21 protein-coding genes and 1 pseudogene are annotated in these 22,563 nt (G+C 52.5%); 6 read left to right on the top strand and 16 right to left on the bottom strand.

All coding sequences use genetic code 11. From position 1 onward, the window contains the following. Positions 1 to 182 precede the first annotated feature (182 nt). The 3 genes from ACSYSO_RS01475 (at position 183) to ACSYSO_RS01465 (ending at position 2,784) form a co-directional block, all read left to right on the top strand. Positions 183 to 857, top strand: a complete 675-nt coding sequence (locus ACSYSO_RS01475) for a hypothetical protein (RefSeq protein WP_491701874.1) — start codon at positions 183 to 185, stop codon at positions 855 to 857. A 141-nt stretch (positions 858 to 998) separates the two neighbouring features. After that, positions 999 to 1,862 (top strand): hypothetical protein, encoded by an 864-nt coding sequence (locus ACSYSO_RS01470; RefSeq protein WP_491701873.1) that lies wholly within the window; start codon positions 999 to 1,001, stop codon positions 1,860 to 1,862. Positions 1,863 to 1,965: 103 nt separating this feature from the next. Beyond that, positions 1,966 to 2,784: a hypothetical protein gene (locus tag ACSYSO_RS01465; RefSeq protein WP_491702087.1), complete on the top strand. Its 819-nt coding sequence runs from the start codon at positions 1,966 to 1,968 to the stop codon at positions 2,782 to 2,784. Between the two features lie 5 nt (positions 2,785 to 2,789). Here the strand turns inward: ACSYSO_RS01465 and ACSYSO_RS01460 are convergent, their stop codons facing one another. The 13 genes from ACSYSO_RS01460 to ACSYSO_RS01400 all read right to left on the bottom strand — a co-directional run bounded on the left by ACSYSO_RS01460 (position 2,790) and on the right by ACSYSO_RS01400 (position 19,275). Next, positions 2,790 to 5,237, bottom strand: a complete 2,448-nt coding sequence (locus tag ACSYSO_RS01460; protein WP_491701872.1) for a glycoside hydrolase domain-containing protein — start codon at positions 5,235 to 5,237, stop codon at positions 2,790 to 2,792. A gap of 495 nt (positions 5,238 to 5,732) precedes the next feature. Further along, positions 5,733 to 6,026, bottom strand: coding sequence for a holin (locus ACSYSO_RS01455; protein ID WP_491701871.1), 294 nt, complete (start codon positions 6,024 to 6,026; stop codon positions 5,733 to 5,735). A 9-nt stretch (positions 6,027 to 6,035) separates the two neighbouring features. Further along, complete coding sequence (locus ACSYSO_RS01450; protein ID WP_491701870.1) at positions 6,036 to 6,875, bottom strand: N-acetylmuramoyl-L-alanine amidase; 840 nt, start codon at positions 6,873 to 6,875, stop codon at positions 6,036 to 6,038. A gap of 105 nt (positions 6,876 to 6,980) precedes the next feature. Then, complete coding sequence (locus ACSYSO_RS01445; protein ID WP_491701869.1) at positions 6,981 to 7,340, bottom strand: hypothetical protein; 360 nt, start codon at positions 7,338 to 7,340, stop codon at positions 6,981 to 6,983. Positions 7,341 to 7,355: 15 nt separating this feature from the next. Continuing rightward, positions 7,356 to 10,985 (bottom strand): carbohydrate binding domain-containing protein, encoded by a 3,630-nt coding sequence (locus tag ACSYSO_RS01440; RefSeq protein ID WP_491701868.1) that lies wholly within the window; start codon positions 10,983 to 10,985, stop codon positions 7,356 to 7,358. 27 nt (positions 10,986 to 11,012) lie between these two features. After that, positions 11,013 to 12,221, bottom strand: coding sequence for a hypothetical protein (locus ACSYSO_RS01435; RefSeq protein WP_491701867.1), 1,209 nt, complete (start codon positions 12,219 to 12,221; stop codon positions 11,013 to 11,015). Then, a complete protein-coding gene (locus ACSYSO_RS01430) occupies positions 12,218 to 13,132 on the bottom strand; it encodes a hypothetical protein (protein WP_491701866.1) in 915 nt (304 codons plus the stop codon). Before ACSYSO_RS01430 ends, ACSYSO_RS01435 begins: the two co-directional genes overlap by 4 nt. A 39-nt stretch (positions 13,133 to 13,171) precedes the next feature. Beyond that, on the bottom strand, positions 13,172 to 13,780 hold the full coding sequence (locus ACSYSO_RS01425) for a hypothetical protein (protein WP_491701865.1): 609 nt from the start codon (positions 13,778 to 13,780) through the stop codon (positions 13,172 to 13,174). Positions 13,781 to 14,058: 278 nt separating this feature from the next. Beyond that, positions 14,059 to 16,671 (bottom strand): phage tail protein, encoded by a 2,613-nt coding sequence (locus tag ACSYSO_RS01420; RefSeq protein ID WP_491701864.1) that lies wholly within the window; start codon positions 16,669 to 16,671, stop codon positions 14,059 to 14,061. Positions 16,672 to 16,724: 53 nt separating this feature from the next. Continuing rightward, entirely contained in the window at positions 16,725 to 17,078 is a 354-nt protein-coding gene (locus tag ACSYSO_RS01415; RefSeq protein WP_491701863.1) for a hypothetical protein, read from the bottom strand. Positions 17,079 to 17,089: 11 nt separating this feature from the next. Continuing rightward, positions 17,090 to 17,464 carry a hypothetical protein gene (locus ACSYSO_RS01410; RefSeq protein ID WP_491701862.1) on the bottom strand — a complete coding sequence of 125 codons (375 nt, stop codon included), beginning with the start codon at positions 17,462 to 17,464 and terminating at the stop codon, positions 17,090 to 17,092. An 81-nt stretch (positions 17,465 to 17,545) separates the two neighbouring features. After that, on the bottom strand, positions 17,546 to 18,220 hold the full coding sequence (locus ACSYSO_RS01405; RefSeq protein WP_491701861.1) for a phage tail tube protein: 675 nt from the start codon (positions 18,218 to 18,220) through the stop codon (positions 17,546 to 17,548). Between the two features lie 371 nt (positions 18,221 to 18,591). After that, entirely contained in the window at positions 18,592 to 19,275 is a 684-nt protein-coding gene (locus ACSYSO_RS01400) for a hypothetical protein (protein WP_491701860.1), read from the bottom strand. A 165-nt stretch (positions 19,276 to 19,440) separates the two neighbouring features. Between ACSYSO_RS01400 and ACSYSO_RS01395 the strand changes: the two genes are divergently transcribed. Next, positions 19,441 to 19,620: a hypothetical protein gene (locus ACSYSO_RS01395; protein WP_491702086.1), complete on the top strand. Its 180-nt coding sequence runs from the start codon at positions 19,441 to 19,443 to the stop codon at positions 19,618 to 19,620. A 558-nt stretch (positions 19,621 to 20,178) separates the two neighbouring features. On the opposite strand, the pseudogene ACSYSO_RS01390 reads toward ACSYSO_RS01395, so the two are convergent. From ACSYSO_RS01390 to ACSYSO_RS01380, 3 genes and pseudogenes are all read right to left on the bottom strand, one after another. Continuing rightward, positions 20,179 to 20,370: pseudogene (locus ACSYSO_RS01390) on the bottom strand (helix-turn-helix domain-containing protein); the annotation flags it as partial. 114 nt (positions 20,371 to 20,484) lie between these two features. Beyond that, on the bottom strand, positions 20,485 to 20,871 hold the full coding sequence (locus ACSYSO_RS01385) for a hypothetical protein (RefSeq protein ID WP_491701859.1): 387 nt from the start codon (positions 20,869 to 20,871) through the stop codon (positions 20,485 to 20,487). A gap of 184 nt (positions 20,872 to 21,055) precedes the next feature. Next, positions 21,056 to 21,304 carry a helix-turn-helix domain-containing protein gene (locus ACSYSO_RS01380; RefSeq protein ID WP_491701858.1) on the bottom strand — a complete coding sequence of 83 codons (249 nt, stop codon included), beginning with the start codon at positions 21,302 to 21,304 and terminating at the stop codon, positions 21,056 to 21,058. 41 nt (positions 21,305 to 21,345) lie between these two features. On the opposite strand from ACSYSO_RS01380, the gene ACSYSO_RS01375 reads away from it, so the two are divergent. Together ACSYSO_RS01375 and ACSYSO_RS01370 are read left to right on the top strand one after the other, a co-directional pair. Next, on the top strand, positions 21,346 to 22,068 hold the full coding sequence (locus tag ACSYSO_RS01375; RefSeq protein ID WP_491701857.1) for a helix-turn-helix domain-containing protein: 723 nt from the start codon (positions 21,346 to 21,348) through the stop codon (positions 22,066 to 22,068). Positions 22,069 to 22,153: 85 nt separating this feature from the next. Continuing rightward, a complete protein-coding gene (locus tag ACSYSO_RS01370) occupies positions 22,154 to 22,528 on the top strand; it encodes an ImmA/IrrE family metallo-endopeptidase (RefSeq protein WP_491701856.1) in 375 nt (124 codons plus the stop codon). Positions 22,529 to 22,563: the final 35 nt, after the last annotated feature.

Below are 22,563 nucleotides of genomic sequence, written 5' to 3'. Positions count from 1 at the left end.
TAGCAAGGGAATTTCGGGCCTTTCCTTCGCAGTTCCTATAACCCTGATTTTGTATTTCTGTTAAGTTGCCTCATTGAGTGGGATTCTATTGTTTTTACTTCTTGAATCATGTAGTGTGGTATAGGTCACTTGATGTGGCAGAGCCAACTACAACAACAAACAGTGAGGCCATAATGAACCATATGAAATTCATTAAAGCCCGGCTGGGATGCATTGCAGTGTGTGCAGCTCTAATCGGGACAGTAGCGATCACGCCGAGCGCGTATGCAGATACACCGGATACGACAGCTGATAAGAAAGCCGAACTCGTCGAAACGGGTTATATTCTTGAACCGGAGAAAATACAAACAATCGGCATGGAGGATGCCGGATCAGCAAAAATTGGAACGACCATCGGACGGCAGCAATCGGAAGAACTGCAGCCGTCTCAGAATGCGCTCCTGGAGGAGGCCTCTAGTCCTGCAGTAAAAGTGGCTTGGCAAAATCCTAAGTATGCGAATCTCACCCGTGGCGTGTATGGATCTGCTTGCTCAGGTTCCAATTACCGGGTCATCTCCAAGGCATCGCTTGGTACGATACCGGTCAGGTACACGTATTCGTATCAGTGTTATGCAGGTAGAGGGCGTGTCAGTTTTAGAATGCTTCCTCAAATCGGGTATGTAATCAGGTTGTGTCCCGGCAATAATCGCAATGCTTCGATTTGGTTTACTAACACCATGACGCAAGATAGAAGATGGTATTGGAGTGATCGCCGTCATCCTCCTACTGCGAGTAACTGGCAATGCTATACATTCAGCGGTGATAACGAGGGATATTACCAAGGCGTCCGATACACAGGCGTCTCTCTGAACGAATGAGGATTGATGTCATGTGATTGTGCGGTGGTATCGCATGATATCGCCGCACAATCTTAACTAGTCAGGATTTCCATGCCTATATGCACTCGCCGCATACCGCGGATTGTTCTCATCATTGTTGCCACCATGGGGTTGGTGCATATGTCTGGTTGCTCATTTACTAGGCCTCCGGCGCAGTCTGGCAACGATTCGAAAGACAGTGTCGGTCAGGCTGAAAGACGCAACAGCGACGAATCACGTGCCCAAAAGTCACAGGCAGGGCAAACGTATCGTTCGTTGTTCGCTGATCGTCAGCTCGCTGCTTGTGTTGCCAACAAACTCGACGTGGGCCTCGATGACGCCGTGGATGGGCAGTTGCTGGATTCGGTGAAATACCTGACCATAGACGACACCTGCGCATCGAAGACGAACAGTCAGGATTCCCCACCAGCCGACGACACAACATCAGAGGAACCCAAATCGCAAATAGACCCTACACCGCAACCGGAACCGTCCGCACCACCGTCAACGGTTCCTATCGCCTCACTTGACGGCATCGAACACTTGCGTAACGTTACCAATCTGAGCATGCACTCTGCGCAGGTTAGTGATATCAGGGTGCTGTCTAAGCTGCGTCTGCTGCGTTCGTTGGATTTGAACGGTACGAGTGTGCGCGACGTGACCAGTTTGGCGGGTTTGCCGATAGGTGAGTTGCGGCTGCCCGACACGGTTGTTGATGTGTTGCCTGTGCTTCGACTGCCGAATTTGCACGCTTTGTATGTTGCCAATCCGCGTGCTGATATCTCGGTGTTGCGCGATTATCGTCCGGCTACGGTGGGGCATCGGGGTGGTGCATACGAGGCTGATGAGGGTGAGGGGCTTGTGGTTGAGATGCCCGAGGGCACCGATCCATCGTTGGCGTCTCAGTCGGCCGGCGCGCATGTTGCGGTCAAAGTTTTCAAGCCCGCTGACGCTCTGTCCCCGTACGCTCAGCCCGACGACGCCTACACCTGGTACCGTCATTAATCGCGGTGCGTAGTTTTGGTGAAGGTTTCGCTTGATTGGCGCTGGTGGCGGGTGTGGTCTTGTAAGCTGGCCGTAGCTTATAGGCTTTGAGAGGCAGGTCTTTATGTCCGTACTCGGTATTGAACATCACTATCATCCCAAGCGCGTGATGCTGGGCCTGTTTATCACGTTCGCCGTGGTGTCGCTGATGGTATCGGTTGTTATCGTTCCGCAGTATCCCGTGCTTAACATGGTTCCTAGGTTTTTGAGGAATCATCCTGGTCAGGTGCTGCTATTTGGTGGAGCGTTGGGTGTTGTTGCTGCGTGGCGTTGGGTTGAACGGCATTGGGACCTGCTGAAATATACGTGTGCTGCCGGCGCTGGTGTGGCGGTGGTGATGGCAGCGTTAGAGCCTGAATATTTGCGTACGGGTAACGCTAGCGTAGATATGGAGTGTTTACCGGTGGCTGCTGCGGCACTGGTGTTTTGGATTGTCGGGTCTGGGGTACGTTGGTTATTGCAATGGATAGTGCCGCATGATTGGTATGAACGTGATGTGAAGCGGACAGCGTGGAAGTTGTTCTTCTTCTATTTTGTGGTGTCGGCGTGGCCGTTGAGTTTGATGTGGTCGGAGAGTTTTGGCGTGCGTTTGATGGCGGTATTTGGAATTTGTGTGTTGGTGGTGTTGCCATTGTTTGCGCTGGTGCAGGGGGTGCAGGCTGCTGGGCAGTGGGTCCGGTCAGATCATGATCTGACCTGGTATTCCACTGCCGTTGCGGCTGGTGCATTGCTTGCTATCGTGTTGCATTACGGCATAGCAGATGTTGATGATGCTGTGCTGGATGGCGTATTGTGCACGATGGTGTTAATCACGGTTATCGTCTTTCTAGTTTCCAGCTGGTGCGCATGGTCTATCAAGTGTTGGCGTATTTCGCATAAATAGGGGCTTTACTTGAAAACGAATTGTGCTAATGCCGTGGTGGCAGCCTGCACATATGGTTGATCGGCGGATCCTTTCAACAACTTTATGAATATAGGATTCACGAGCGAAGCAATGTTATCCGTGACGGTCATTTCTCGATAAAATAAGGCCGCTGCGTCTTCTTGCGTGTAAGCTCCTTGACTTGTTGCTATTACCTTAAATCTCCCTTGCAGCGATGAGAGGCGGTTGTAGCACTGAAGTAGAGTACCAGATAAAAGGTGAGTAGATACCTTACTTCTCCGTAGCGTGTCAGAAAGGCAAATAGCATCGGCATCGCAACAAAGATCAGAGAAATTACAAGAATTTGTGACTCCTGCCAACTTTAGAGATGAAAGCGGCGGTTTAGTATCCCAATCATTCCCAGCTCCAATCAAAGCTTTGGATATGATACTAAGACTAGGCGCTCCAGAGTTTTGAGTGGCAACACGCTTTATATTGCCAATTCCCGTAGCAAGATCGCCAGCCCAACCCTTCCATTTTACGGGGACAACACCAGGCAGAACATATCCGAGGCAAGTTGCTGCTAAGTGAGCCAAATCTATTCGCCCTCCTGTTCGATCTTTAATCTCTAGCCTGTCGCTGCCGACAAGATACTTATCGAGTGCAGCTATAATTTTTTTGCCAGTTGCATCATTTTCTAAAGTTGCAGCATTGTCATTTCGGAACTTTTCAACACTGACATTCCAAGCAAATACACTTTCTTTACCACCATCGCGCAGGTAGGCTTTGGCCAAGTAATTGAGAATGCCTCGGTACACTGGCAAGTCTCTGTCTACCCCATTTCCGCGCAGTTCAGCATAACGCTTTTCGAGATGCCAAATGAGTGAGAAAACATCCATATGCTGATAATCGGTGCTATTCGTGTTGATGCTCGTACCAACAGATGCTGCTGGTGTGTCCATAGTTGTAAGCGTGGATACCGCTTCTGCAGCTCCGGAGTATGCAACTTTGTCGAGATCCCATTTCCCACCGTATCCGCTGATTTCGGTAAATTGGTCAAAAGTCCACTTACCAGGCATGGGGAAACCGAGATTTCCGGAGAATCCTGTAGACATGTCAGAAATGAACATGGAAGTGGCATACCCCGCATCCTTCACGCGCTTGCAAATATTGCGCGAAGCATAGATACCAATATTGTAATTGCCTGGGATATTGTCCTTAATTGCCTTGAAATAAGGAAGAATGTTAGAATCAACCTGAGGATCCGTGGCATCGAAGTCCACGGCAAAGTAGATATGTGTCGGGGGAATATGAAGGCGTTGCGCTGCTTTAGCTGCTTGTACTGCGTGCTGTGCTCCCTTGGCCGCAGTAAAGTCGGAAAGACGAGTGGAGTACTCCTGGAAAATCGGGAAGAACTTCATTCCGCCCCTGATAATACGTTCTAGTTCCCCGGGACGGATTGCCTTGAAGTAATTACTCGGGGAGAGCTTATCTTGACCGGGTTCGGTAAGATAGCGTCCTACGATACGAAAACCGTCAGACTTGAGTTTCGCTAGCAATTCGTCGGTGACTTCGAAACGGGTGTCGCATGCGAGCGCCTTGCGGTTTGGGTCTCCTTTTGATGTGAGGAGACTCATCCATGTGGTTGGATCGACGGTACCAGTGGCACTGATGGCACAGAGTTTTTGAAAATCGGTTACTTGTGTGCTGGTGTCGTTGGTCCATGTGTTGGTTGATTCCTTGCCGAAGCCGTTGCAGGTTAGTGATGTGGTTGCGAGCCATAGCCATGATTGGTTGGATGAGGCGTTGGAGGCGGTGATGGTTTTGAGTTTTGACCGGGTTCCTGCTCCGAAGTTGCCGGTGGCATCTGCAGGGCTGTAGCCTTCGATCGCTTGAAGTACTTGGATGAGTGCGGTGTTCATTTCGCGTCCGTACAAGCCGTCGGTTGGAATGATGCCGGTGTAGGCGCGATAGGTTTTGTTGATGAATCGTTGCGCGCTGCGAATTGTTTCCTTACCTGGGCGTATGAGTTTGAATTGCATCATGGAAAGCAGAGTTTTCATGATTTCCAGGTCGACAGTGGATCCGTCACCGAATCCCATGTCGCTTTTGAGGCTCTTGATTGCGCTTCCTGTGGCTCCTTTGAATGTGCAGGTAAGGTCGCCGTATTCGGAGGCGTATCCTTTGCACCAGAGTGCGCCTTGAATGATGGCATATACGTTGCTCTTAGATGAGTCGGTAAAGCTTTGCTGTGCAATGCCGTTTGGCCAGCGGTTTTTGAACTTGGTTTGGGTGGCTGGGCCGAAGTTGTTGGCGAGCGCGGTGATGCCGAGCTCGATTTGCAGGGCTCGGGTGAGACCGTAAATGGTGTCCCAGCCGGTGATCCCGTTTTCTGTGACTTTGCCGAATCCTTGCTTTTTGCCGTAGGTGGCGTTGAGCCATTGTTGTGTTTTGAGTACCATAGCGTCTGCCACAGGTATGCTCCTTGTAGATTGTTGTGTATGGTTGTCATACCTAACGTATGCTTGGAATAGAGGGTGAGTCAAAAAACGATTACAGCTGATTAGGGCGGGATCATTATTGCCATTTTGATTCATGATTCTCAGGCCAGATAAGTGGATACGCTAAAACTTGCAGCTGAGAAGCGTTACAGCTGCTGACTTTAGAACAGCAAGCGTAAGCCTCTACAGCTCCACAGCGATACAATCGCCACTTCGTTAACAATGGCGTTTTTGTTGGCATTATAAGGGGTTTCGAATGAAAGTCCAGAACCTTTCCATGACTATTTTCCTTGCGCGGCAAAACTTAGCGGATACCTAGCGTTCGACTGATCTGCGGGGAAATGTCAGAGTGAAACATAAGGAATAAGATCTTATTAAGATAAAACAAAACACACTTAGGTAACATTAAGTATCAAAATAGGGAACTGCACCAGTTAGCAGTGTTTATCCCATTGCCCGTAACAACAATTAGATATTGCCTAAGACTGCCAGGCTTTGTCCGTCGGCAACTTCGGGCATACCTGCCACGCTGGTCAGTAAACTCACCACACCAGCTAGGAGTGCAGTACCGGCAACCACAGGCCAGTCCACACCACCGAGTGTGGCCGCCGTGGTCGGGATAGCGGCCACCGCAGCCTGCGCCATCGTCTTCACTGCTCGAACAGCAGCGGCCTTGCACCACTGCATGATACGGTTCGGCTCATACTCCTCGGTTACGTCACCCGCAGTACATAACTCAGTATCAGGATACTTATCGCTCATACCGACCTCCTAGAACTGGTTAGTGTTCAGCCTGGTCTGCAAGGCACGCACTGTGGCGGGGCCGAACGACGCGTCCTGCACCACACCCAAATGCGCTTGGACAGCACGGATAGTAGCCGGGCCAAGCAAACCATCCTGGGACAATCCAAGCTGGCGTTGCACCGCTCGGATAAGCTGGCTACCGCCGCCACCATAAGAGATCGAATACAGGTTGGGGCGAGCGTACGAACCGTCGGGCTGCACCTGACCCGAAATCACCCCGTCAACGGTGGTGCCCATGACCCGCTGCCACTGGCTGACAGTGGCTTGACCGCAATCACCATCCACCACCAGCACACCAGCCGACGGCTGCGAAACAGGAGCAGCAGATGCTGCCGGCGTACTCGACCCTGCAGGCAGACCACGCGCCAACCTGTCCAAACGAGCCAGATCATACGTACCCGGGCAGGCGGTGTTGGCCCAATGCTTGTGCGGCTGCAACGGCAGATCACCATACTGGGCGCGCAGGTCACGAATCAGCTCAGCAATAGTCGCGTAGTCCCCATCAGACTGACGAGGATTACACTCAATCGAAATGCTCTTGTCATTCCCACCGCTATTGCAGCCAACACCATCACCGCACGCCCAGGCACGATCATCAGGGTCCACCAGACAGGCCACACGCCCTGCCTCGGCCACATAGTGCGCGCTGGTCTGCCGAGCTCCGGAAGTGAACGTCTTAATCACCCCGTCAAACGTGGGATGAGAGCTGGGGTCGCCCCACCAGTGGATCGTAATCGAACTAATCCCATACGGACGGCCCTTCGTATAACACTTCGCATCGTACTGAGTAATATCTTCGTAAGCCATGACTGACTCCTTTGATTGTTTAGTTAGTTGTTGGATATGAAAAGACCACCCTCATAAGGGTGGTCAAACTTGAAACTGCAATAAAGCAATATGATTCATGGCAGGTCACGGGACAGCATCCTGCTTGCCACGCACATGGGCCTCGATAATCTCGCGATGCAACTGCGTGCCTACACCATTACCCCCCAGCGCGTGATAGGCATGGTAGATACGGTCAGCCTCGTCTTTGAGTTCGAGACTGACCGGCAACCCCAACGCCACAGTGGACGCGTGAATCTGAGCCAGCTCAGCCTTCAAGAGCACCCGAATGCCTTCCTCGAGTGCCTCTTGACGCTTCGCCCGGTCATCCTGCTCAGTTTGGGACAGCTGCCGCGCCTTAGCCTCACGCCCCTGACGAATCTGCAACAAAGCAACCACAACCAATCCCAGCACGTTGATGATCTCCACCACGACCGCTTCGGTCATCTATAAACCTCCCTTTTAGACACGTTTGACCGGGATAATCAAACTGCCTTTATGCCACGCTTTGGCCTGCACGGTAAACACCCCCGGGGTACGATACGAGATCACCGAACTACCAGTACCACCATTGATCCCGTTCTTACCCAGCTGATTAAAATCCACGTTCTCCATCAACACACCGAACGCCTCACGAGTGGCCTGCCAGCCTTGCATCTCAGCCAACGCCACCGCACCCCAAGAAGCCGTTTGAAACTGACCGTTGTTGACCCAAGCCAATGAGATCACCGCAACCCCGGTCGTAGGCCCGTTAACAAACACCACACCAGACGCATCCAACGTGTCAGCAGCCCCAACCTTCTTAGTCAAAGTAAGATTCTCAATGACCGAATAGGAGGCATCAAGACCGTTGATTTTGACCACACTGGCCTCGATGTCCACCTGCCCCTTGGGCGCGTGCAACGCGATATACGGCAGGGTCTGTGCACCACCGGCCTGCAACCGCAGGTCAGCGTTCGTAGCCTCACTATTACCAAGAGCTTGGATATCAACGCTAGTGGTCGCTCCTCGTGTGACCGCTGTAATGCTCGCGGCCGGCGTGGAACCGGTGTTGGCGAAATAGCCCATCCTCCCTGCAGTGATCGGGTCAGCCTGACCTGAGTCAGAGGTTTTCGTGTTTTCAAACTGCCAACGCGTTTGACCGTCTTTACCGGTCATCATTTTGCCGACTGTGGTCACACCGGAGGCATCAGCACGAAAAATAATCGCACCCGAGCTGTCTTTAATCCAAAACCCCGAGCTATCAAACCCGGTACGACCATCAGCGGAAACAAACTTACCCGACTTGACAATCGCCGCGGTCAACGCCCCGACCTTGGCGGTATCCGCAGCCAGGGATTGCATGTCAATGTGTAACGCCTTGATCGCATTGGCGACGATCTTGCCGGTCGTGACCGCATTGTCCGCAATCTGCGTGGTACCCACGCTGGACGGCACCAGCAGCTGATTGGCAACGATATCGTAGTCGACGAACTTGGCACCGTTCCACACTTGAATGCCGACCACGTTACCGTCCGAGACGATACCGTCCTTGTACACGGTGATATTGGCCGCCTGCCATGTATCAGCCCCACCCGAGGCGGCCTGGTTGATCTGGAAGTACACCGCCGCGCTAGTCTTGCCGGCCGGAACGGTGACGGTCTTGGTGCAATGCCTCCAGTTGGCACCGGTAGCGCCCGGGATATTCGCGGCAACGTTGCTGTCCACACCACCGTACGTATCCCATGCGGCACCTGACGTCTGCCCGTAATACCACAAACCGAAACTCAAGTTCAGCGACCCTTTGGTATGCAGCACATCTGCAGTGACTGTGTATTTTTCGCCCGCTCGTACCGGGAACGCCGTGGCGGACTCACCGATATGGTCGCGACTGGGCAGGTTGATGACATAGCTGTCGGTGCTGCCCAGCTTGGTGTTGGTGGCGGTGGCGTGTTCGATTTTCCTACCCGACGGGGTCATTTTGGGGTTCGGCCACAACGACTGTCCCACCTTAAACCACAAGTCACCCGGCACCAAACCCGTATGAGACGGCTCCGCCGCAGTCATGAACACTTTGTTCTTCGAGTCCGCAGTGGTTTGAGCACCCTGCGCGGCCGCTTGAGCACGGTTCGCGTTCGCCGCCGCGTTCGCGGCGGTCTTCTGCGCGCTGTCGGCGGTCGCTTGTGCCTGGTCGGCGACCTTCTGCGCTGCCGCGGCAACAGTCACGTCCCTCATACTCACCGCAGCAACCTGACATTGGGATGTGTCACCCGGCATACGGCGTGTGTTCAGATACAAACAGGCTTCACTGGCATTCGTTCCGTTGAACGTGATGTTGCCGGTGAGCTGCTGCCAGCCGCCGACGCTGTCCTTCTGGTGCAAGCTGGCCAGTGTGGTGTACTGCCACGTGCCCGTCCCATACCGGTATGACACCTGAAGGGAGAATACACTGTTGACATTGGCAGGCTTGCCCGTGAACTGCACCCAGCACGACAGCTGCCATGTCTGACCGGTCGATATTCTCACGTACGGGGTCGGCCAAATACTGCAGTCTTTAGCCGCAGTCGGGTTGATGTCGGTGTAGGCAACGGTAGCGTTGACCGACTGATGGTTGACTGCTTTGCCATGCTTCCAAGTGCCATTACCCGCATAGCTCTTGAACCCGTTGGTAAACATCGGGTCTGCTATTGATTCGACGGCGTTAGCCAACGCCTGATTAGCGGCCGTCTGAGCGCTGGCAGCAGCCTGATTGGCACTGGTAGCAGTAGCCTGAGCTTGCGTAGCAGTAGATTGCGCCTGACTGCTTTCAGTGATATCACGCACAGTGATATCGTCCAAGCGGTTATACGACGTATTCGCACTGATGGTCAAGGTCATGGTTGTGGCGTAGTCGGGGACGACAACGTTATTGTTGGCAAGGAAGTGCCATTTATCGTCGCCACTACCATTAACCAACTCGCACACTTTGGTGGTTTCGGTGCTAGTACCCCAGCTGACGGTCATGGTGACGGTTCTGCCGTCAGTGTATGAGCTGACCCAACCACTGATTTTAAGAACGCGTCCACTGCGCACTTCCATGGTCTGGCTGATACTCGCGGCTCCTTCCAACCGTACATGGTAGTTACCCGAGTGGGGTTTGGTGCCATTCGTGTCAGTGGCACCCTTAACGATGACGGCTTTACCGGTGACCTTCCAGCTTGTAAGGTCACCGGTCTCGAAGCCACCGTTCAGAATCTTCTCGCTCGCGTTCGTGGCGGCCATGTTCGCGGTCGCTTGCGCACTGTTGGCGAGCTGTGTGGCGCTGTCTGCCTTACCGCTCGCGGTAGTGGCCATGGTGGAAGCGTTGTCGGCGGTCTGCTTGGCATCCTGTGCGGCCTTGGCAGCAGCAGTCGACGTCTGCCCTGCCTGATCAGCGAGCTTGGCGGCATCCACCGCAGCGGCCTGCGCCTGCCCGGCCGTAGCGGTCGCGTTCGCCGCGTTCGTGCTGGCGGTCAGTGCACTGTCGGCAGCACTCTGCGCGACAGTCGCAGCAGCACCAGCCTGCTTGACCGCATCCTGAGCAGCCTTTTGCACCCGCTCGATATCCTCCGCACGCACCGTCGACCTGACAGTAACCTTAACCAAATCAGACACACCACTAGCATTCGGGGCCGGCTGCCCGGACCGATCATGCGCATCATCATAAGCAATAGCACTAATCGACAACACCAGACCAGCAGTCAACCCGCCTACAGCCTGACTACCCGCCCCTGCCAGCTCACCCAGCTCATACACCCCGCCCTTATTGTCCGTGGCAGTAATGGTGATATGCGCGAAATCCGCAGGGATACCACCCTCCAACGAGCCATCCCAATTCACCGTCACCGCACCATTCTCACTCGTGGCAGACAAGCCAGTAGGCCTGCCCGGAGGGGTCGTATCCCCCACCCACTGCGCAATACCCGAAATACCAGCAATATCACCCATCCAGGTGGACGAACCATCCCCGTTAGGCACCGCAACTGAACCCATGTTACCGGTGGTTTGACTGGTCGCCGCATCCCATGCGGCATTAGCCACATCCAAAGCGGTCTCGACGATAGGTTTGCTGGTGATATCGCGATGATTAGCCACGATAACCCTCCTTACATAGAGAGATAATCAGCCGAGTGGTGCCGGCATGACATCAAATTTCAATTGCACACGACTGGATTGGTCACCACTCATCTCCATCAACCGTGTCTCATAGCGTTTATCCGGCAGGGTCGGATGGCCGGTGATATCCAGATCGAACCTCATCCCGGGCCAGAACGAGCCCATCGGATGCAAAAGCCGCCCGTCGGCATTGGTATCGTTGACATCAATGCTGCCGGTAATCTGGATGAGCGGCTTGTTACTAGCGAGGACGCCTTGGGCTTTGCTTTGCAACTGGGTTACGTCGTTGCAGTCGGTATCTGACATGGTGGTTTCGCGCAAGACCGGCGGATCATTCGTGCCGGTGATCTGGCTCATATCCTGCGCCAATGCGGTGATCACCGCCTCATCCGTGCCAGCACCGGTAGCGTATACGCGTTGTACCGGCAGGCTGTGATTGACTTTCAGCTCCTGCAAACTGCCACCCGACGGTGTGGCGTTGAGCACTACAGGCTGCTTGTCAGCATCCAAAAACACATCCGAATCCGAGCCCGCCAAAAACTGGACTCTACAGTGCGTATCATCCGACCATCGGGGCCGGAACGTCATATCCGGCCCGCCTTGCACGTTGCTCATCTCCGTGAGCAGTTTGTTCACGCCCAGATTCTGCACATTCCACGCCTTCCAATCCATACGCTCATGAGACCCCTTCTCCCCCATATATGGCAGGTCGAACGGCAATGTACCGCCGGACTTCTGACTCGTGGCGAGGTCAATCAGAGCGCAGGCGATAGCACGAAAACTCAACCTCTGAAACGAGATCATGTCGGTGGAGTGACCGTTGAAGAATTTGCCATCACGCACCGCATACCTGGTATCCAGCAACTGAGATGCGGAAAGCAAACCAAAACTCGTATCCAGCCAACTGTCTTCCCTCGCATCGATCGCACCCCACAAGATCGGAGTACCCCGCGGGTCAGCGGACTGGGCGTCCACCCACGAGCTACACAACGCACGCCTGCCAGACGAGAGGAGATGCTCCCGCTCATCAGGAGTATCCGCGTTCAATGCTGCCCATGGCAGCGTCAGGTTCGACTCCGATTCCTCCCCCAAATTCTTCGCGGTCGTCTGAAACCCCGAATCCGAGATACTCATAGTCCACGAGAAACTGGGGATGTCGATCGGGGCGATCATACGCCCATCCCGTAGGTCACACAGCCAGTGCTTCCAACTCATCGAGACACCCCGAAATCAAACACCTGCAGGCGTTGTCCAACCCACGTACCGTGGCCGCTGCCTGAACCGTTGGCACCATAATGGTAGACCGGATACGAACCGTGCTGCCACCACTTGACCATACGAGCGGTATGATAGCCGGCAGTGACCGGAGCGAACCACGTGTGCTCGTGATGCGTCCACGCCGTACCCGACGCCACAAAATTCGTGCTCGAACCCTTCAAATCAGCATTATCCACCTGGAAGGTGCACCCCTGCTCACTGGATTGCCCGTCGCCGGCACTGAAGTTGTTTTCGAACCGGAACATCAACAGCCTATCCGTCGGCAAGGTGAAGCTGACCGCGTTCTCGTAAAACACTGCTTTATCATCCCCGTATCCGCCGTTATAGGAGCGCTGGTCCCAGTTCTGCGCAATCAACCCCATACTCGCCCCGTACGGGATGGCGTAATCCATGTCATTGCTCACCGCCACCGCCGCCGACGTACTCGTGGCCGAGGCAGGCACCTTGAAACTCCGCAGCTTCACCGCACCCACCGGCAGACCGGGAGCCGCAGGATTAGCGGATGGCGTGCCTTGCGCGACCATCGCATGCACTTTATTATCAGGATTACCAGTACGAGACAGCAAGTAAACAGTGTCGATACGCGCATACGAGCCATTGCCTGCGCTTACCGCGTTCTCGGTCTGCCCTCCCGGCCAATAGGCCTCCATCTTGCCGTCAGCATCCCCCATCGAGAGTACCGCCACACCGGCATTGACCTGATACTTCAACCCGCTCGTACCACCGGTAGCCAAACCGGACACCACGCCCGTGTTATTCCACTTGCCCGCGATGATCTTGCGCAGGGTCAGATCGTCCGTACCCTGCCGATTGGCGTCCTGCCTCACTCCAAACGCTGTAGTAGCCATAACGTTCCTCCATAAAATTCTGATAATCCGAAAACCCGTTTAGATGTATGTGTCCCGGCAGGTGGCCGTCACCCAGCCCGACCCCGCCGACAACAACTGCAACGACACCGACCCGCCAGCTGGCACCACCGGAAACTGCCTGCGCACCAGATTTCGACTGACATCCACCCCACCCATAGATGCCGTCTGCGACCTCGAGTCAAGGGTCAATGGGCTGGCACCGACACTGCCCTGATATTCCAGCGCCTTGCCACCGTGCATGATGGTCACACCGGACGCAAACCCGCCCGACACGGTCAACACCGGATAGGCTGTAGCGCTGCCGTTGTTGATCAGTAGGCCACTATCCTGCGCACCGGTATCCGACCCGAAATCAATGGGAAACTCCAAGCCCAGCCCGTCGGAACCGAAACTCAAACCGCCAGCATCAGTTGCCGACGGGAAGAGTTGCACCTGATACGCATCCCACTTCAACCGTTCAGGACGCGGACACACCATCGTCAACGTGCCTTCATCGGTTTGTTCATCCCAGCTAGAACTAAACGACGAGGAGATATAACCTATTGCATACGTATCAGAATTCACATCAGTAACACGTAATTTGCACACCTGCCCATTGTTGGATAGCACTGCGTTCATAGCAGCCATTACTTGTCTTCGCTGTTTACCGACAGCAACAAAGTGCACGCTAACAGTGCGCGCACTATAGTAGATTGCATCAGAGTTCACGTCATGAGCGCCGTTGCCACTCGCACGTTCAGTCAAATCAACTTTGGGTTCAGGAGTGTCCCACCACCCCTCGATACCGGCTTCGGTAATAACCAAAGCGGATCCATTCCCGTCCAACTCATACTGACCTGTGTGATAGAAATTGATCGGCTTGCCCGATGACGCGTACAATCTTGCGTATACTGAGTCAACCACAGTTACCTTCCTAATGTTTGTAGAGCCACGTGTGCAGCAGTACGTCCCAAAATGGTGCCGCCCACATATATGTCAGGCACCCCATGGTTCGTGATCGTTATGTTCTGTTCAATGACCTGAGACGCCTTATTAGGGGCCTCCGTATAGGTCATGCTCGGCGATGCAAGAACGGATGTCGTTCCGTCAACCAATAAGGTGCGCGTCAACGCATCCATGCTGCGATTCACCGTCTCGGCGCTATTGTCAATGCCAAGAGCCATACCTCGCCCGATCATTACACCGACTTCGTCCCTGAACACTCTGGACGGGGAATGAATACCAAGTAAATGTTTAACCCCATCAAGCGCTCCTTGGGCAGCCCCCTTGGCCGCATCCCATAGACGTCCAGCAAACGCTGTGATACCATTTTTGATGCCATCTATAATCTGCTTACCCACACTTCCCCAGTCGACGCTGCAGAAACCATCCATAATGCCTTTAATAATCGCTGGAAGCGCCGCAAGAATATGCGGAATCGCTTGTACCAATCCGCCTGTCAACGCGACGATAATTTGCATACCGGCAGATATTATCTGGGGCAGACTCGCTATTAATGACGTAACAATATTGACAATAATGAGTGGAATCTGAGCCGCAAGTATTGGTATCGCATTGACGATTCCCTCAATAAGTGAAACCAGCACAGTAATGCCAGATTGCACTATCTGCGGCAACTGTGTAGACAGCACGCCTACAATGGTGGCAATAAGCACAGGAACCTGCTCCACAAGCATCGGTATAGCACTTACTAAACCGTTGACAATACCTTCAATAATCTGCACTCCAGCAGTGAGAACGAGAGGCAGCATAGTGAGCAAACCTTCAAGCAGCGCCGCAATGAGTACAGGAATTTGCACGATAATGTTAGGGATTGCAGCAACAAACCCTTGTATAATGCCACCGAGCAGTTGCACCCCAGCAGTCATGATGATAGGCAGAGCTTCCACTATGGAGGTAAGCAACGTCATAATCATCATGGCCGTAGCAGGAATAATTTGCGGCAATGCTTGAGCGAGACCATTCACCAAACCGGATACGATAAATGCCGCACCGCTCATCAAAGATGGCAAAGATGTGGTAATCCCTGTAAGCAAACTTTGCAGAAGCAATACACCGGATTGCATGATTCCTGGTAAAGCACTAGTGAAACGAGCAACAAACTGATTGATTATCGCCGGTGCCTGAGCAGAGATTTGTTGAATCATTGTGGTCAGACTGCCGCCCATACTCTGATTAAGTATTCCCAATCCGGCAACAAGCCCAGCAAACAACCCACCGACACTGAAGAATTTCAAGAAATTACCTGGCGCAAAGAACCGTGACACTACTCCACCAACACTGTTGAGCACTGATTGCAACGGCCCGAAAACCACGATATCGAGCTTAGAGAAGACAAAACCAAACGCATCACCGAACGGTTTAACCAATCCGCCAATGCTGCCAGTGACTTTCGTGAATCCAGTGCTGATCTTGTTCACCAGACCTGTAAATAGTTCACTCTGCCCCATTGAAGCAAAGCCAACGTATAGGGGACTGTTTTCCCAGGAAAATGCCAAATTAGCTAAACCGGACGTTATGGCACTGCGTACACTCGTGAGCACATTGCTCACCGTCGACTGAAGTTTGCCTCCTTCCGAGACAAACGCATTCAGGAGTCCAGCAAACGGATTTCCTTCCAAAACAAACACGCCACGGATACTTTTGCTGAAATGCCCAGCAAATCGTGCGATTGCACCGCCAAAACCTTCGAAAGCACTTTGCAGTTTACCTGGAACAGCATTGAACATTGCAACAAGGTTGTCCATACCATCTTTGCCTGCTTGGTAGAATTTCTTGATTTTACCGAATGTCCCCATTGCCGCATCAAACTTATCGACTGCATCTGTAATTGAGTCGAACGCCGAAGCCACGCCGCTACCGTTTACCTGATTCAACGTACCGTTCAGCTGATTCAATGCCGTATGTGCAGACACTATTGCACCATTGAACATACCAATCACAGAAGCCGAAGTTACTTCAATACTTTGCTGCAAAGACGCTGCAAGCGTCTGGAGCTGAAGCTGACCGGCCGAAGCAACTGCTCCAAAAACACCTCCAAGCTCGGTTACACTGTTTTCGACAGAGCGTGAAACGTCACCAATGGCATTAAAAGCACCTGCAAGTTCAAGGCTTCCTTGCACATTGGATATGCGCAACGATGACATGAGAACAGCAAGGTCACCAAGACCAGCAGTTGCGCCTCTGACCGCCACTAGTGCACCATCTATACTTTCGCGCGCAGTCGCCGCACTGAACTCTAGACCACTGAGCTTAGCAGCAGCGTTTTCAATATCGAGAGCGCGACCGAACCCGCCTTGAGAGATAAGGTCACTCATAGCTGCAGCAATGGCACCGATGACGTTAGACCCCACACGACCAATGGACTCAAACGCCCCACCTATTGCTTTGACTAGGGTAATGGAACCAGTTTTACTTACTGAGCCAACAGCTGCGGTAATGTCATCGTTAAGTTTTTTGCCGAATCCTTTACTTGATGGTTCGACTTTTATGTATACAACATCTGTATCCCGTGTCACTATATCCCCCTTTCGTGGATTGATGAGGTCACCCCAATGTTCACAGGCAGCGACTATTGAAAATGGAACGTGCGCTGGATGCGCTCGCGACGCGCAAGACGTTGCGCTTGCTGCTCACGCGTTTCAACGACACCGGCAGCAAATGGGTCTTTGCCAGCGACCCACGGTCTCCAGTACTTTCTTTTGAGTTTTCCTTCAAGTTCAAACTTGTCCCACATCGCGATTTCAGCACCGCTGGGCACGTAAGCCCATTGGCTTATGGCAGCCCAGCAATGACTAGTATGATCTTTGAGAATCTCATGGGTAAGTGACCATGCCGTCGCAAAACTGATATTGCTCCGCGCTTCAGCATTGCCGGTCCAGACACTCCACGTCAGCGGCCGCCAAGTTGTACCGTAGTACGCCAACCAGTCCGCTGTCAGTGCCGCTCGATGCTGTTGCCAGAGGGAGATGAGATAAATACTTTTGGGTCAAGGCCAGATTCTTCCGCCCATGCTTTGACTGTTGCGGTCAGATATACCATGGCATTGTTGGTTTTACGCAAAGCCGACCAGAAATTAGGTTTACGAGATTGGAAATACGCCAGAAACACGCTCATCACATGTGCTGCGGTCTCGTCGCTCAGCTCAGTTTCGCTTTTGACCAGCATAATCATTTGAATAAGTTCGATAGGCAAATCGCTTGAGTTAAGGTTCGGCAGATCAAGTTTGACTCCAGCTACCTCAAGGTGTACGTCGTCATAAACGGTATCGCCGTCACTGATGTCAACATTTACGTGTGTATATTCGCTCATCAAATCCTCCTAAGGTGTAATAACAAAAATCCCGCCGCGCATGTAACGCAGGCGGGAATAAACAAAATGGGTGCACCCGACTTACTTGGCAGCCCCATCCGTCTTTGCAAGAGATGCGGTCTTGGCCGTCTTATTGGACTTAACCGTCTTCATAAGACCGCCCGATTCACCGTCAAGATTCTGAGAAGCAACCTGCCCAGGCAGAAGCCCATATGCATGGAACATGACGCCATCCCTCCCCTTCAACATGTTGAGTGTAATGTTGTAGGTCACAGTCCCTTGATTGTTGAATGTAATGTCCTCACGCTCAGAGACCTTCGCCCGTTCACCGCACATGACGATCGGGTTACCATTCTGATCAAGTGCGGCCAACACGAAGCCGTATTCCGTGTTTGTGCTAGCGTCCTTGACGTGCAGCGCACCATCAGCACCAGCAGTGGTGCCAAAGTACGCCTCGACGATATCCTTAGAACTTTCGATGCCAGGAATCTGCAGCGTCCAGTTACCGGGAGTGCTCTCCGAGACTACAACATCACCATTGTGAGCCTTGATCTCAGTCGCCTCGCCCGGTTCGGGATGAAGTGTCATCCCATCTTCAGAATTGTACCCAACAGGCTTTTTCCCGTTCTCCGGCGTCCATGCCGTCGACGTTGGCATGGTAAAAGACTCACCCTTCTTATAAAGAAAAAGAGCATAGTCTTTAATAAGTTTCACCAAGTCGGCATTGTTGCCGCTGGTAATGTAATCGGTAGCCATAAATGAACCTTTCATATTGACATGCGTTGACGTGCATACACATCAACGGAATCGCGTAATAGCAGAGAGCCCAATGTTCCATAGGAACCTCACCGCCAACACCAGCCCAGAAACAGACTGGCAACATTCACTTGGCGAAAAGAAACAGGAAACTTTCGGGATGCAATGCGTTAGTATTGCTCACCATCACATGTATGACAGCATCAGCATTGGCTCATCCCCGCATCGCTGGAAATAACCAACACTAATAGTTTGCACGTTTACACCCACCGAGTCAAATAACGATTACACTACGGTACCGGCAGCGTCACAGACATAAAACCCAGCTGTCACGACAGCCTATGCTTGAAGCAAGATTCACCACCATCATGTCACCTATTGAGCGCCATCCACACATCCCATACGCGAAAAACCGGTTTCCCGTCTTGCACACCTACCGGCTTGATGACACCGCGCTTTTTCCATTGCGAGATAGTCTGTCTCCGTACCACAATGCCGTTAGTCGCAAGCAGCCGCTCTATAGCCGCTGCCGTACCTTGCGCATGATCTCCTTGAGCCAAGGCACAGGTGAGCAGGTGCTGCTGCTGAACATCACGTATCTTAAGTTCAGCATGACACTTGCACACAAGCCAACCCGCTTCAAGTTCAGTGTCTGCAACCCACAACCAACGACCACATTGCGAGCAAGTCCCGATAAGCCTACGCTCATCCGGCGGAGTAAGCAGCATATGCATACGCGACCAGTACGATGCAGCAAGCGCAATAATCCGATTGAACTGAGGATGATCCGACAACCTGTCCACACGACTCGCTGCAGCATTCAGCAGACTTACCACAGATTGTGTACGCCCAAAACGCAATGCCAGTACCTTACCAAGACGTCGCGCAAAAACGTCAATCTCATCAGCAAGTTGAAATGCCGGCATATTGACTGGTATAGGCGCAACGGTTCGCGAAGCATGCCCACTCGATACAGCCACCACCTTTGATTTACGAGAGGCCACACTCTCCAAATCAGGTAAATACCGCGCCAGCAGACGCAGATTATTAGTCAACTTGGTAGTGCAATTACAGCAGTAAGCAGCATGTCTCACATCTTCCGTACTCACAATTTCGATATTTGCCCCACAATGAAGACAGTGCCTCATAAAAACTCCCTATTACTTAATCGATTGAGCGACATATAGTGCAGCGTATGAATTCATAGCCGCGCACAGTGCATGACGTTCCGGAAAGATGCCACAACAAGCACAGCCACATTATTCCCCGCCGTACTGCGCATCGAATCCAAGCTTGGCCAGTGCGGTCTTGCCAGATATTCCCTGGTTGAGCTGCACCGCCAAAGCGACAGCCAGTTCATCTGGCTGTGCATCATCCCCTCCACGTTGCAAGAGACCTAGCACATGCGAACACCGATACGAGTGCGTGTGCACTTTAGGTTCGACCACACTCGTATCGTATGGAGAATGAGTTGATCTCATAGGTCGTTCGCCAGTTAACCAAAGCATGAATCTCGCATCCCAGTCTCGCAGGCGCCGACCGTCAGCCTTGGCCCAGAGGCGGAACCTGTCTACGGCTCGACGCAAGTCAATATCACGCTCGGACGCATATTGTTTAGCTTCAGTGGTGGGCGACCAGTCGTCAGCCAGCTGAGTGCGAGTCTGTTTAGGTTCCGATTGTGGTTTCAATTTGCTATTTTTCGGAGGATTATAAGAGGGTATTGATGGGTTATCTAATGGTTTGGGTGACGCAGACGTCACCCCGCGGCGACCATCAGCGTCACCCCGTATAGCTGCGCGACCTGACACGGATGCCATATCGCAGCTAGAATCACGGTCTGAGGTACATGCCGCTTCGTCAGTGTGCCCCATAACCAGATCCCACACTACAGGCCTGCGGTCTTCTCGGATATGATGAACGACTTCCTGATTACCCCTGCGTATCACACCAGCTTCAGCCAGAGAGCGCAAATGCCGACGTACACTCCGTTCACTCACTCGTGCCGTATGCGCGATACTCCGCACACTCGGATATGCTTCCGACCCGTCCGACTTAGCGTAATCGCCAAGGATTACCAGTATGAGCCTACTCGTAGTATCTCCTCCTACCGGCGCATCTCGAAGTGCCCAATTTGTCGCTTGTATACTCATTGTGTCCTCTTCTTCAACTCGGATTCTTCATACCAAACTGCCGCTCGCACTTCTCATGCATATCAAGCAGATAAAAGGCGCTCCACAGCGTGACGCTCGGCATGGCTGCGTGCATCATGCATACCGGTAAACATGAGATATCTCCTTAGCAACGTCAATACCCGCCGGCGTGAGCCGATAACGCACACATCGGTTATGCGATTGGGTTAAACCGTTGCGATCTATGCGTTCAACCAGACCCATACCGCATAGTTCGTTGAGACGAGTGCGTATGGTGCTTTCACCCATGGGCGGCGCTGCAGGAAACTGGCGATATTGGATGCGTTGGGCTTGAGTGGATACTTTCCACCCCTCAACCGGCTCTGCTTTAACTCGGTGCAATTCAAGTAGCGCCACGAGTGACAGGCGCTGCTTAGCTCTCATATCAGCGTGCATCATCGGTCTGGAACCACTATCAAGCATGGTATCGGTGTAGATCCGATTAGCTGCGAAGTCAGTCATGCCAATCTCCGAACGCATCCCACAAAGAAGACAACATCATAAACTCTATTGACGCAGCAGAGTATTTCTTGCTTGCGTTTATACCATTTCTGACCATTGAAACCTATCTTTCTTTTTGTTCATCAACCTTTTGCTCAGCGACATCACAGATGCTTTCCGTGATGTTCTTTACATTTCACACACATCAATTACGCGAAGATTTGCTTTTCATGACGATTGCAGCACCTGTCAGCTTTTGCAGCGGAACGTTGAAATGTTGAGCAATGTCATACAGCTCATCTATCGTGAAGGCGCTTTTGCCTAGCAGACGACGGTTGAGCGTGCTTTGCGATATCCCGGTGGCTTCGGAAAGTGTTTTTACACTTTCACGTCTGCTGCCGAGCAGTGCACGCACATTGAGGGCGACTATTTGACTGAGCGATGAGTAGTTCATGTGAACTACTGTAGTTCATGTGAAATGAAAGTGTCAAATATTTGACTATTTTTGTCATTTTTGACATACTTTATGCCATGGTTGATTCACAGATATCTACGTACGGAACTTGTGTCGCTAAAATTTTGCGGGGCCGCATCGCCTTTACCAGCATCTCTCAGTCCCTGCTCGCACAAGTCGTCGAAGTATCCCAATCACAACTATCAAAGATCCTCAAAGGAACCCGCTCCATGAGCCTCGATGTGTTCGTGGGATTATGCGCAGCCTTAGGTCTCGAAATTACAGACGTCATCAACGAAGCCAACGACATGATGGCACGATTATCGTCAGAACCGTACATTCCTGCAGCACGCATGCAAGTAGCCGACATCAATGGCGCCCTGCAAGAACCAGAAAATCTCGAATGGGACGCCGAGGATTTTGCCTACTTTGTGAAGCCATCCCCCGAGGAAATACAAGAGATGCAGGAGTGGCGAGAGACCATTGCCCAGTGGAAATCCACCAACACACCCAGCACCTTGCACAATCCCGGCTCACACTCTCTTTTGGGAGAAAAGTTATTCGGACACCAAGATCAGCACAAATCCAGCCAGACTTCAGCCCCTGCCGCGAAACCAGACCAATTCACACCATCATCCATGACCGAAGAAGAAAAGCGAGATTACGTACTCGCCAAAATGACACGTTCCGATGTAAGCCTTGCTGCATACGACGACACCAACAAGAATGTTGAAAAGGAGTACTATGCCGATGCAGGGGCGTGAATTCAATATCAAGCCACACACTACATATGAGCAACTGCGCCGTTACGCCGACACACTGGATCTCACAGTATGCACAACACCGCATTTGCCAAACAATCGTTGCGGTTGCTACGATGAGCAAACGCACACCATCCTCATCGACCGCAGCCTCAATTACACGCAGAAACGCTGTACATTAGTGCACGAGCTCATCCATTGGGAGCACGCCGACGACGCGTGCAATCCAGCATGGCGAACCTCATGCGAAATTCGCACACGCCGCAAAACAGCTACAGCACTCATCTCACCAAATGAATATCAAATGCTCGAAGGCATATACGATAGCGACCCTTGGCAGATAAGCCGTGAACTTGACGTCACCAAAGCCGTATTGACCGACTATCAATCACTACTGAGAGAGCAGCGCATACAACGCAACCTCGATTCCGACATCGGGTTGTATGCAGATGCCTGGCACTGATAGCACCGTCAAACACAGGACTCTATATACAACCA

Source organism: Bifidobacterium sp. ESL1130, from assembly GCF_058507935.1.
Note: the sequence above shows the minus strand (reverse complement) of the source record. Positions and strands in the feature narration are given on the sequence as shown.